General features: G+C 57.2%; 10 protein-coding genes and 1 pseudogene. 10 read left to right on the forward strand and 1 reads right to left on the reverse strand.

Annotated elements, in window-relative coordinates:
- The 4 genes from P0D84_RS20280 (at position 1) to P0D84_RS20295 (ending at position 5,635) form a co-directional block, all read left to right on the forward strand.
- Positions 1–651 (forward strand): DUF4194 domain-containing protein, encoded by a 651-nt coding sequence (locus P0D84_RS20280; protein ID WP_408339303.1) that lies wholly within the window; start codon positions 1–3, stop codon positions 649–651.
- Entirely contained in the window at positions 644–4,018 is a 3,375-nt protein-coding gene (locus P0D84_RS20285) for an ATP-binding protein (protein ID WP_408339305.1), read from the forward strand. The genes P0D84_RS20280 and P0D84_RS20285 overlap by 8 nt, the downstream gene beginning before the upstream one ends.
- Positions 4,015–5,202, forward strand: a complete 1,188-nt coding sequence (locus P0D84_RS20290) for a DUF3322 domain-containing protein (protein WP_408339307.1) — start codon at positions 4,015–4,017, stop codon at positions 5,200–5,202. The genes P0D84_RS20285 and P0D84_RS20290 overlap by 4 nt, the downstream gene beginning before the upstream one ends.
- A 76-nt stretch (positions 5,203–5,278) precedes the next feature.
- On the forward strand, positions 5,279–5,635 hold the full coding sequence (locus tag P0D84_RS20295) for a nucleotide pyrophosphohydrolase (RefSeq protein WP_408339309.1): 357 nt from the start codon (positions 5,279–5,281) through the stop codon (positions 5,633–5,635).
- Positions 5,636–5,696: 61 nt separating this feature from the next.
- Here the strand turns inward: P0D84_RS20295 and P0D84_RS20300 are convergent, their stop codons facing one another.
- The gene (locus tag P0D84_RS20300) at positions 5,697–6,368 is read right to left on the reverse strand and encodes a hypothetical protein (protein WP_408339311.1); all 672 of its coding nucleotides are present in this window, start codon (positions 6,366–6,368) and stop codon (positions 5,697–5,699) included.
- Positions 6,369–6,981: 613 nt separating this feature from the next.
- Between P0D84_RS20300 and P0D84_RS20305 the strand changes: the two genes are divergently transcribed.
- The 6 genes and pseudogenes from P0D84_RS20305 to P0D84_RS20330 all read left to right on the forward strand — a co-directional run bounded on the left by P0D84_RS20305 (position 6,982) and on the right by P0D84_RS20330 (position 12,557).
- On the forward strand, positions 6,982–7,977 hold the full coding sequence (locus P0D84_RS20305) for a DNA/RNA helicase domain-containing protein (RefSeq protein WP_408339313.1): 996 nt from the start codon (positions 6,982–6,984) through the stop codon (positions 7,975–7,977).
- A gap of 494 nt (positions 7,978–8,471) precedes the next feature.
- Entirely contained in the window at positions 8,472–8,633 is a 162-nt protein-coding gene (locus P0D84_RS20310) for a SymE family type I addiction module toxin (RefSeq protein WP_408339908.1), read from the forward strand.
- A gap of 593 nt (positions 8,634–9,226) precedes the next feature.
- Positions 9,227–9,715: a hypothetical protein gene (locus tag P0D84_RS20315; RefSeq protein ID WP_408339315.1), complete on the forward strand. Its 489-nt coding sequence runs from the start codon at positions 9,227–9,229 to the stop codon at positions 9,713–9,715.
- 357 nt (positions 9,716–10,072) lie between these two features.
- A pseudogene (locus tag P0D84_RS20320) lies at positions 10,073–10,382 on the forward strand (recombinase family protein); the annotation flags it as partial.
- A 232-nt stretch (positions 10,383–10,614) separates the two neighbouring features.
- On the forward strand, positions 10,615–10,821 hold the full coding sequence (locus P0D84_RS20325) for a hypothetical protein (protein WP_408339317.1): 207 nt from the start codon (positions 10,615–10,617) through the stop codon (positions 10,819–10,821).
- Between the two features lie 107 nt (positions 10,822–10,928).
- Positions 10,929–12,557: an EAL domain-containing protein gene (locus P0D84_RS20330; RefSeq protein ID WP_408339319.1), complete on the forward strand. Its 1,629-nt coding sequence runs from the start codon at positions 10,929–10,931 to the stop codon at positions 12,555–12,557.
- Positions 12,558–12,595: the final 38 nt, after the last annotated feature.

Genomic DNA, 12,595 nt, shown 5'->3' on the forward strand with positions numbered 1-12,595 from the left:
ATGTTGCAACAGGAAAACGAGCCCGACGCTCTGACGTCGACGCATGATCTATCGAGCCTTCTGATTCCCTTGCTAAAAGGCGTGATGTACCGGGAGGCGGATAGCGCGGCTTGGGGCGCACTGCTCGACCTGCAAGCCCGCGTCAGGGAATACGTCGCGGTGTTGAATCTCGAGTTGGTTCTCGACGAAGCCGAGGGCTATGCATTTCTGCGCTCACGCCCCGAGAACGGCGACGATTCTCCCGCTCTGCCAAGACTTGTTGCAAGACGCCCGCTGTCGTTTCCGGTCAGCTTGCTGCTGGCATTGCTGCGCAAGAAACTCGCCGAATCCGATGCCAGCGGCGGAGATACACGCCTTATTCTCACGCGGGAGCAAATCGTGGACATGGTGCGGGTGTTCTTGCCCGCGGGCAGCAACGAGGCCAGGTTGACCGATCAGATCGACACGCACATCAACAAGATCATCGAACTCGGCTTTTTGCGCAAGCTCAAGCCGGCTGTCGGCAGGCGCGATGGGCAAGCTGCTGCGTTCGAAGTGCAGCGAATCCTTAAAGCGTTTGTCGACGCGCAGTGGCTGGCTGATTTCGACGCACGGCTCGCTGTCTATCAGGCACAACTTGGTGCAGCCGCGCCAGGGAGTGGCGATGACTGACATGCAACTACCCGGACTCGATTTCGTCGCCGACGACGCCCTGTCCGGCTTTCGCCTGCATCAGCTGGAAGTGTTCAACTGGGGCACGTTCGACGGCCGTGTATGGACGCTAAAACCAGACGGCAAAAACGCGCTGCTGACAGGAGACATCGGCTCGGGCAAGTCGACGCTCGTCGATGCCGTGACGACGCTGCTGGTACCCGCGCAACGCATCGCATATAACAAGGCAGCGGGCGCGGACAGTAAGGAACGCACCCTGCGCTCGTACGTGCTCGGCCATTACAAATCGGAACGCAATGAGACCAGCGGGACAGCCAAACCCGTGGCATTGCGGGACCACAACAGCTATTCGGTAATTCTCGGCCGGTTTCACAATGCCGGCTACGACCAGACCATCACACTTGCCCAAGTGTTCTGGATGAAGGATCAACACGGGCAGCCCGCGCGGCTCTTTGTCGGCGCGGAACGGGCACTCTCGATTGCTGCTGACTTCGCCGGCTTTGGCCCCGACATCTCGGGCCTGCGCAAAAAGCTGCGCGCGGCCGGCGCGGAAGTGTTCGACAGTTTTCCGCCCTATGCTGCGTGGTTCCGGCGTCGCTTCGGCATCGAGAACGATCAGGCGCTGGAGTTGTTTCATCAAACGGTGTCGATGAAATCGGTGGGCAATCTGACTGATTTTGTCCGTAGCCACATGCTGGAGCCGTTCGATGTCGCACCACGTATCACCGCGCTGATCGGCCACTTCGACGACCTCAACCGCGCCCATGAGGCCGTGTTAAAGGCCAAGAGGCAGATGGAGCGGCTGAGTCCGCTCGTCGACGATTGCGAACGGCATGCGCTGCTCGTCTCTCAAGTCGACGATTTGCGCGCCTGCCGGGAAGCGCTCCGATCGTACGCCGCCGATCTCAAGCTCGGTTTGCTCGACAAGCGCATTGAAAATCTCGCCGCGGAATGGCAACGACAGGACGCTCATGTGAAGCGGCTCGATGCAACGCGCTCCGCTCAACGAATTCAGGAAAGCGAGCTGCGGCGCAATATTGCCGACAACGGCGGCGATCGGCTGGAGCGGCTCGAGGCTGACATCCGCTCGAAGGATCAGGAATGCGCTGGACGTAAGCAAAAGGCGCTGCGCTATGACGAGCTCGCGAAGATCATCGGCGAGCCGGTGGCGCAAGACGAATCCGGTTTTCTCGCGCTCAGGCGGCGCCTGCCGGAACTCGTCGACAGCGCGCAGTCGGACGATGACCGCCTGCAGAATGACTTGACCGAACACGGCGTCAGTTTTCGCACGGGCAAGCAGGAGCACGACGCGCTGCTGGCCGAGATCGACAGTTTGAAGAGCCGGCGCAGCAATATCCCGGCAGAACAGATCGCGATGCGTGCCGCCTTGTGCGACGCACTTGCGTTGCCCGAAGCGGATCTCAGCTTTGCTGGCGAACTGCTGCAGGTACGCGAAGACGAACGCGATTGGGAGGGAGCCGCCGAGCGTCTTTTGCGCAATTTCGGCCTGTCCTTGCTGGTATCCGACGAGCACTACGCCGCCGTCACCGAATGGGTCGACAGAACTCACCTCAAGGGGCGGTTGGTCTATTTTCGGATCCGGCAATCTGCGCGACGCGAACGCACCGAATTGCACCGTGACTCGCTGGCGCGCAAGATTTCCGTCAAACCCGACTCACCGTTTTACGACTGGCTCGAGTATGAAGTGGCGCAGCGCTTCAATGTGGTGTGCTGCGACACGCAGGAACAATTTCGGCGCGAGACGCGGGCCATTACGAGGGCGGGTCAGATCAAGGCGCCGGGTGAGCGGCACGAAAAGGACGATCGTCACAGGTTGGATGACCGCAGACGTTACGTGCTGGGTTGGACCAACACTGCAAAAATCGAGGCGCTTGAAGCGCAATCCGCTCAGTTGGCCGCGCAACTGCGTGATCTCGGTGCGCAGATTGGCCGGATTCAAGTGCAGCAGAGCGCCTTGAAGACGCGCCTGAATGCACTGTCGCTACTCTCTGAACAGGCAGACTACCGCGAGCTCGACTGGCGCGCGCTTGCGGCGGAGGTTGCTGAGTTGCGTGACGAGAAGACGCGTCTGGAATCTGCCTCCGACCTGTTGCAGCAACTGGCTGAGCGGCTCAACCAGGTGACCGCTGCGCTTGCAGATGTCGAGACGCAACTCGACGGACATAAAGCGGAGCGCACACGTACCGAAGAGCGGCAGAGCATCGCCGACGATCTCCGGGCGCAAACGCGGGTGATTCTGGATGACCAGGCTTACGCCGGCCATACCGCTTACTTTGCGCGGCTCGCGGAGTTGTGGCCCGAGGTGCTTGGTAAGCACCAGCTGACCGTCGAGTCTTGCGACAATCGCGAGAGCGATATGCGTAAGTGGTTGCAAGACAATATTGATGCCGAGGAAAAGAAGGTCTCGCGTCAGCGCGACAAGATCATCGATGCGATGCGAGCCTACTGTGTGGCGTTCCCGCTGGAAACCCAAGAGGTGGATGTCGCCATTGAGGCGGCGGCGGAATATCGCGCCATGCTGGACACGCTGAAAGCCGACGACTTGCCGCGCTTCGAAGCGCGCTTCAAAGATCTGCTCAACGAAAATACCATCCGCGAAGTGGCCAACTTCCAGTCGCAGCTGGCTCGCGAACGCGAGACGATCCGGGAGCGGATCGAGTTGATCAATGAGTCGTTGACGCAGATCGACTACAACGCCGGCCGCTACATCGTTCTCGAAGCGCAGTTGAGTCAGGATGCGGAAATTCGCGACTTCCAGAGCGACTTACGTTCGTGTACCGAAGGCACGCTGACGGGCTCGGAAGACGTGCAGTACTCCGAGGCCAAGTTTCTGCAGGTCAAGCAGATCATCGAGCGTTTCCGGGGTCGTGAAGGGTTGACCGAGCAGGATCGCCGCTGGTCGGCCAAGGTCACCGATGTACGCAATTGGTTTGGGTTCGCGGCCAGCGAACGTTGGCGTGAAGACGGCAGCGAGCATGAGCACTATTCCGACTCGGGCGGCAAATCGGGCGGCCAGAAGGAAAAGCTCGCCTATACGATTTTGGCGGCTAGTCTCGCGTATCAGTTTGGACTCGAATGGGGCGCGGTGCGCTCGCGCTCGTTCCGCTTCGTGGTCATCGATGAAGCATTCGGACGTGGGTCCGATGAATCGGCGCAATACGGTTTGCGGCTGTTCGCGCAGTTGAACCTGCAATTACTGATCGTCACACCGTTGCAGAAGATTTATATCATCGAGCCGTTTGTTGCCAGCGTTGGGTTTGTCGATAACAAGGAAGGGCGGGAATCGCGGCTGCGTAATCTGTCGATTGAAGAGTACCGCGAGGAAAAAGGCAGGAGCGAAACGTGAGTTGGACTACACCGGCGGATCTGCGGGCGCAGGTGAACCGGCTTTGGGAGCGAGGCGAGCTGCTGGCCAATCTGGCGATGGAAACGCCGTCGTTTCCGAAGCGTCTTGTTCTTAAAGGGCCGACCTCTACTGAGATTGCTGAGCGCTTTGAAGATATTCGCCAGTGGAGTAGTTCGCTCAGAGCCATGCCGCATTGCCGGGTGCAAATGCGTGAGTTTCGACATCGCGTGTTCGGCGCGAATGCATTGCCGAACGAAGCGTGGATTGATTCTTTCGAGGACGGCGTTGCATTGATCGGGAAACAGCGCGATGCCGGGCGATTTATATCGTTGTTGGATGTCACGCGTTTGCGCGAACCGCGCCTTGTTCCGTGGCTTGCCAAAAGGCCGTTGCGGGCGCTTGAACTCGCCGAGGTATGGGATCGTTTGCTGGATGTGTGCGGTTGGCTGGAGCGGCATCCGCGGCCTGGCGTATATCTCCGGCAAATCGATATCACAGACGTGCACACCAAATTCATCGAAGGCTATCGCGGTGTGCTTGCCGAATTGTTGGACTACATTCTGCCAATCGAGGCGGTCGACCCGGCGTATTCAGGTCTCAGCCAGTTCTCGCTACGTTACGGCTTTCGCGATAAGCCATTGCGTATCCGCTTCCGTATGCTGGACGCGAAGAAAGCGCTATTTCAGCCGGCGACTACCGAGCAGGACGTCACTTTGGATGCCGCCAGTTTTGCGCAACTGGACCCCGACATTAGCCGCGTTTTTGTCACCGAGAATGAGATCAATTTTTTGGCTTTTCCGCCCGTTGACGAGAGCATGGTTGTGTTCGGCGCTGGGTATGGCTTTGACATGTTGAGAGACGCCGCCTGGCTTTCGCGTCGTACAGTGTTCTATTGGGGTGATATCGATACGCATGGATTTGCGATCCTCGATCAGTTGCGCGGGCTGTTCAGCCATGTGGAGTCGTTTTTGATGGATCGCGAGACGTTGTTGAGTTTCGCGTCGCAGTGGGATCGGGAAGAGAAACAGACGACACGCGATTTGCCGCGCCTTGGTCGCGATGAACAGGCGCTGTACGACGACTTGCGCGATAACCGGTTGCGCAAGAATTTGAGGCTGGAGCAGGAGAAGATCGGGTTTGGGTGGGTGGAGGCGGCGCTTGGGAAACTGCAGCGGGGGAAGTGATTCTTAAACGTGCTTCTGTGTATCCGAATAGTTGTCCCCATCCGGTTGAGCGGCCATAACACAAAGAGATTTTGAAATGCAAAGTGACCTTGCTAACTTGCGTGACCTCGTTCGTCAGTTTGCGGATGAACGTGACTGGGATAAATTTCACACGCCGAAGAATCTGGCGACAGCGCTAAGCGTCGAGGCAAGTGAGCTACTGGAGCCATTTCAGTGGCTGACCTCCGGAGTCAAGAGCGAGCTGGACGAAGGCAAGCAAACCGCGATTCGTCACGAAATGGCGGACGTGTTGCTATATCTTGTCCGGCTGGCAGACAAGCTTGATGTCGACCTCTATCAAGCTTGTTTGGAGAAGATCGATATCAATCACGCGAAATATCCTGCCGAGAAAGTGCGAGGGGATTCGCGTAAGTACTCTGATTACCAAGACTAAGGATCTGACAAAAACTAAAATCAAAGACCAAGTCGACTGTACGCAAACCCTTGCAGGACCTTCATCGAGTTGATTTGCCGACCGGTGCCACCGTTCCCGTGGCGCCCAAGGCTGACCGATCGTTAGGCTTAACATCGACAAACTCCACGCTGCGTAAAATTTTCAGTGCCGTCGGGAGAAAGTTTGCCCTTTGATCGGATAAGTTCATAACTTGCCCCTCCCCGCAAATCGCCTTCGCGTCGTGAAACAGACAGTATGACAATGCACGTGCGCGCTGACGGGGATCCCCAATCACGTCATCGGTCGTCCGTGCGAATCCGCTAGCATTGGAAGTGTGAATCGCGTAGATGTGTGTTGCAGGGGCGAGACTGTCCTTGTCCTGTTCATCGACATAGTATGCAACCCACGTCTTCTTTCCTGAATCAAAGTATCCACCGTGTTCTTTGGCCACATCATTTCTATTCGTAATGCGGTCGACACATCCAATCGATAATCCGAAACGTTGACTGATGCCCTTAGATTCGAAGGTTTCGCTATATCCCGCAAACTTATAATTATTCTCTTTTCTCGGCTTCATGATTTCTCCGCGCGCATTCGGCGCGATGGAAACTTTGCAAGTTTGAACTTCTATTTCGTCTCTTTCGCTTGCGGCCTTGAGCTTCGCGTTGGCATCACCGCTGAAAGCCACAACCAATAGGATCAAAGCTACCGCTACGGTGTTTTTCGATTTCATATTCACGTTCTCCGCGCGTCGGATACGCACAATTGCTTGTTCACGCGGCCTCGCGGAATTGGGTGATTTTACGAAGCAGATCCTAGACGGCGCAAATTGGATTGTTGAAGAATGTTAAATATTCCTTATGGACACGCCCAGGATGACTCGGGTGGGTTTTATTGAGAGTGGTTGCGTCTGCCTTGGTGGAAATTTTTGGCAGTGCGGGGCGCTGGTCCGGCTTGGCTCCGCGAAAGATGGAACGCCGACGGCCGTACCGATCGAGCTGAAGCAATGGCAGACATGCGAGGGGTCGGCGGGGGACAACGAAGTCTCGACGTTCATCAATGGTTGCGTCCGCGACGTACTGCATCCCTCAACTCAGGTAGCGCGATACGCGTCCTATCTTCGGGACAATCATGAGGCTTGCTACGCGGACGAGACTCCGATTGGAGTCGCTGCTTGCGCCTATTTAACAACTACCATTCGCATCCGGCTGATCCGCTCCGGGCGCCTAAATTCGCGGCGTTGCTAGAGATGCCACCGACGTTCAGTCGCCGACGACATAGACGAGTTCGTCAAGTTTCTGGTGGATCGGGTTGGAGGTGGCGACGGTCTGTAAGTGCTGCGTCGCATGGAAGAAAATCGCTATCGCCCTAACAAGAAGCTGATGGACTATGTGGCGTCCGTGATCAACAACAACCCGGAGTACACGCTGCTTGACGAGCAGCAGGTGGCATTCGACGCCGTGATGACCGCTGCGCGTCGCGGGGTGCATGACCGTCAGAAGCAGATCATCATCATCAAGGGTGGCCCAGGCACCGGCAAGTCTGTGCTGGCGATCAACCTCGTCGCGAGTTTGTTATCACGTCACTACTCGACGCACTACGTGACCGGCTCCAAAGCGTTCACTGAAACGCTGCGGAAGATCATTGGTTCACGAGGTCAGGAGCTGTTTACGCACACGAACGGCTACGTCGACGCGCAGGCTGATTCGGTGGACGTGCTGGTCACTGACGAAGCACATCGTATCCGGGACGTGAGCAGCAATCGCTTCACGCCGGCGAACAAGAAATCCGGCCTGAAGCAACTGGAGGAATTGATCGCGGCCGCACGTGTTTCGGTATTTTTCATTGACGATCATGAGGTCGTACGCCCGAGGGAAATCGGCTCCGTCGCCTACATTCGGGAGTACGTGGAGAAGCACAAGTGTGCGGTGTACGAATCTGAACTCGAGACACAGTTCCGCTGTAACGGCTCAGATGCGTTTGTTCGCTGGATAAACATGATGTTGGGTATTGGTGACCGTCCGCGCTTCGAAGGGAACGATCACGACGCTTTCGATTTCTGGATTTTTCGGTCTCCGGATGCGTTGGAAAACGCGACAAAGGATAAGGTGCAAGCGGGCGCGACTGGCCGGTTGGGGGCCGGCTTCTGTTGGCCTTGGTCCGATACTAACAAGGACGGGACGCTTCAGGCCGACGTCGTGCTCGGAAACTTCAGCCGTCCGTGGAACGCAAGGCCCGATTCGGGGCGGCTTGCTGCAGGCATTCCGAAATCGTCGCTTTGGGCGTATCACCCGAACGGGGTCGATCAGGTCGGCATCGGTTCGTCTCCCCAGCGCCGATAACGCATCGCGCGCCCTTACCTAGTAGTTCGCAGACGCCCCTTCCGACTGGCTCGCGCGACCGTTAATCGGACCTCGACATGCTTGATCTCATCCGACGTCTGTCGGCGCGATTCTGTCTTAAATCCAGCGACGAAATATGTGCCCTGTTTTGTTGTTCGTCGAGCGTTCGACGCTGTTGCACAACGTCCGACAATGCGAGAAAATACATCGGATGCCTAATGACATAATCGACGATCACGACGCGTTACGTTTGCAGAGCATCACCGAACGATTGGCTCGTTGGAGGATAGCAGAGGGCGCGAAAGCGCCGAGCCGAGCACCAAGGAGAACGAGGAAGGAGATAAAGCGCGGGACGCATGGGCTGCCACCCACACGACCCGCTGACCACAACCAGCTCGAACAAGGAGTTGATCATGGCTGACGCCAATCATAAAGCAGTTGCGCACCTAACCCAACGCATCTTGACCATTTCGTCACAAAGACGCCCGCGCCCGATGAAAACGTTCGCGCCGGATCATGTCAAATTTTTTCCAGACTTACCGCCGGCGCCTTGGATTAGGTTGTCAGGGCGGTGGTTGGAGGAGGCGGGATTTGAGATAAGTGGACGAATAAAGGTTGAGGTAGAAAAAGGAAAGCTGGTTATTACCCCAGCGTAGAAATTTGTCGGATCGACTGATCCGCGGTCAACGCTGAGTCTTCATCGTTGGCCCTGATTCAAATGTTTTGCTCAGAAGTTTCAACAGGATTTTTGTCCCGCCATCAGACTGTGCCGATGACACGCGCTCGTATCAAGCGCCAAGACTTGCGCCACGCAGCACCGAGTGTACGGGTTCAACAAGCATGCAGATACCAGCATCGAGGGTGGAAGACGTTAAAATCCCGACCATTGACCAGTTCCCCGACTAGGAACTCGTCGGAGTTTTCGGTGAAGATCGCCTTGGGGCCTACAGTTCGACGTCGAAGCGCACCTACGAATCGAATAGTCGCCGGATTGGCTCTGGCGATCAGGCCGGCTGGTTCTTTGGTCGGACCGAACGAAACAATCGCAGCTCTCGACAGTCTGCATAGCTTCTAAGCTTTGTGCGCGCAACGCCAAGCGACATCGGTGGTCCGAAAATACACCGGCACGATCGGTGCGCAGATTGCACGCTCAAGCCCAGAAGGCTATTGCCGATAACCAGTTAACTGTTTGTGCGGCCAAGGATGCTTTGGCCGCATGCATGGTGCATTGGAGATTTTGCGAAAGCCTATGTCAATCGAACTAAAAAGTTATTACGAAAATCACCCATGGTGGTGGGCCGCGTTCTTCTTTGCAATCGGCGGCACCTGTACTGTGGCAACCGGATCATTCTTGTATGTTGCCCCCCGTGACCGAGATATTGCCGTTCTGCAGAAGCAACTGGATACGGTTTCGACCAATGGCACTCCGGAAATGCAAGAACTACGCAATAAGCTAGCTGGTGCAGAGAGTAGCCGGGATGAAAGCACTAAGCGTGCACAGATGCTTCAAACAAGAGTTGCCGCCTGTGACACTGATGCCTATATTTCATCGGAAATCCAACGAATTACGCAGGCGAAAGCAGCGGCAGAGCAAGAGGTAGATTTTCTCCTTGGCCCGGAAATGAACCATCATAGCGAGCCAGAGCAGGACAATGTCTTGCGTTCAAATGCATACCAACGCCAAGCCGACCAAGATCAGGCGCAGATACTCATGCTGCAATCGAAGTTTCAGCGCTGAACCGAAGTGCTTCGAAGATGCACAGAAGCACAGTCACATACGATTCGAAACTTATCCGACTCGGATCGTAGTGCGCGACTCCGCAAGCTTTTTTGCTGGCTTGACCTCCGCAAACAAGCCCCCACCTATCTTGGCTCGCACGCCTGCGCAGTCGCACCAATCAAAAAGAACGCCGGCTGTCCCAAAGGGCGCCTGCCTCATTCCGAAAACGATCGATTACGTACACCCTTCTTACATGTGTGCGAAAAATAGCTTGGGACTTTATGTACGGGACCTAGATTTCGTACGCCATTTTCGTCCACTGCTCAAGTGTGTCTCTGTGACTCAAATCATGTCCGGAGTCTTTGCTTACTGTTCGATAAGCGCCGCATCGTGGAGGAGTCCATCAGCGGGTCTGTGGCGGCCTTGCAGCGTCCCGGCTTCATCGAGTTACTTGACACACTAGAAGCGGGCGACGTGGTCATCGTCGCGAAACTTGCCCGCGAGCACAATGCAATGGATGTGCGCGAGACTGTGGAGAGCTGGCGCAGATCGGCATGCGAGCGCATTGCCTCGCACTATGGGTGCAGATCTGACCAGTCCTGCGGGCAAGATGGCCGTGGGTGTCCTCAACGCGGTAGTGGAGTTCGAACGTGATCTGTTGATCGAGAGGACGCAGAGTGGACTACATACCTCGCAGTGCGCACAGGTTTTATGTCAAACGTCAGATGAAGCCCCTCGCTGACCTGTGATGGAACCGGCATTCGCACCGGCAGAAAAGGACTGAGATAACCATGTCCTCGCGCGGCGTGCATTCAGGTGTGTGCATCCCTCGATGCCAAAACGGTTCGCAATCTCATAGCGATACCGTACCGTATGGTATCATAATGACACTAACCTCGGCGAGCCGGAGGCGTCGATTGCGAAATTGCTCACACAGCGCATCGCGGTGTAACCGTCGGCGCGCGCTGCTCGAAGGAATCGCGCTCACGCCGAGCGGCAACGTTGACTTTGAATTTCAGGGCATCGAGTTGATCGAGCGGCTGATACTCGACGTCCGCGCAGGACGCATCCACGCGTTCGGGTTGGACCATCCAGAGGCCGTTACGGTATTCGTCTCGGACTAACGCCTGACCGGCTACGTCCAGGTACGTGTGGATTTAACGCCGGCCCAGACCACGCGTTACGCCAGGTGTCTATCGCACCACCGACTCGCCTCCATGACTACTTCAATATGATCGTGATCACAAAACTGACTGCCGCCGTATTTCATCGCGCAGTCGCTGTGGCGTTGCGTCCGTGGGGGGCGTGGACTTCGGCCTCAGTTCTCTTTGGTGCCGCTGTAGCAGCTTCGCTGGCGGTGGGCTACCACATCGCCGCAGAGCGCACACTTCAGCGCGAGGCAGCGCTGGCGCAGGATATTGGCCGATCCCTGGCGCGGATCATCGCCATCGCTGAACGCGACAGGCCGCAACTCGCACCGTTGGCGGGACAGTCCTGCACCAGGGTCCTCGCAGGCCTCACGGGCGACAAGAGGATTGCCCTGTACGTTCGCAATGCCTTTTTTTCCAGGGACAATCGCGTCTACTGCACGATGGTATCGGGAGCCGGCGACGTCCCGTTGAGCGCGTATATTTTGCCGCCCGGACCAGGCGTCAGCATAGCAATGCGTGCGGGTACACCGCTTTTCCCGAAGAGCCCAGCGATGATCGTGTACGACCGCCTGTCCGAGAGAGCAGGGATTGGCCTCGTCGTTAGCGGCGCATACATTGACGGCCTGCTCGGACGGGTGCGGGCGTCAGGAGCCCAGTCAGCGGCTATTACCGGCACCGATGGCAGTGCGTTCACCAGCGACGGGCGGATTCTGGCGTCTTTCGCCCCGGGAAAGGGATGGGCGAGTTACCCGGCTCCGGACGCTCCGTTTTCCGTATCGGTACAAGGTGGTCCAACGTGGCGGCAACAGGATCTGGGCGATGTCGAAAACGTTGCCATGCTGATCGGCATGATGGTGGGGCTGGCGATCGCCGCCGGCTATCTGAGCGGATACACGCCACGACAACGTCTGATCCGTCGGGTTCGCCGAGGTCTCGCGCGCGGCGAATTCCTCGTGGTCTATCAGCCGATCGTCGAAGTGGCGACAGGGAAATGGGTGGGCGCCGAGGCGCTGGTGCGCTGGCAGCATCCCCGCCGGGGCCTGGTGATGCCGGGTCATTTCATTGGCGAAGTGGAGGATAGTCCGGTGATCGCGGACCTGACGCAATTCGTCCTCCGGCGAGCGCTCAAGGAATTGGGTGCCATGAAGCTGCCAAACGGGTTCAGGCTCACCGTCAACCTTTCGGCATTCCATGCAGGTCTGCGCGGCTTTCCCGGCGACTTGAGCGAGATCCTCTCTGCCAGCCAGACCCGACTTCAGCTTGTGCTCGAAATCACCGAACGCGGCTTGCTCGCGGGCATCGACGGCGTGAAAGACAGCTTGGCCCGGCTGCAGCGCCAGGGTGTCAAATTCGCCGTCGACGACTTCGGGACAGAGAACAGCAATCTTGCCTTGCTGCAGCGGTTTCATTTCGACTACATCAAGATCGACCGGCAATTCGTCCAGGGCGTTGCCGGCAACGATCGCGCGCTGCTCGAAGGTATTACTTTCCTCGCAGCACAAGTCGGGGCACTCGTTGTCGCCGAAGGCGTCGAAGAGCGCGCACAGCAGGATGTGCTGGACACGATCGGCGTGCCACTTGCGCAGGGCTTCCTGTTTGCGAGGCCGGAGCGCGCCAAAGAATTCGCACAAGGCTATGCGACGTCCGCCGGGCGTCCCGCTTCACGTGCATCCCATGGGCAGCGTTCGTTGGCGGTATTGGGTTCATAGCGGTCCAGTCAATTTCTGTATCGTGAATTCTCAACCGG

Source organism: Paraburkholderia sp. RL17-337-BIB-A (assembly GCF_046025895.1).
GTDB lineage: Bacteria > Pseudomonadota > Gammaproteobacteria > Burkholderiales > Burkholderiaceae > Paraburkholderia > Paraburkholderia fungorum_C.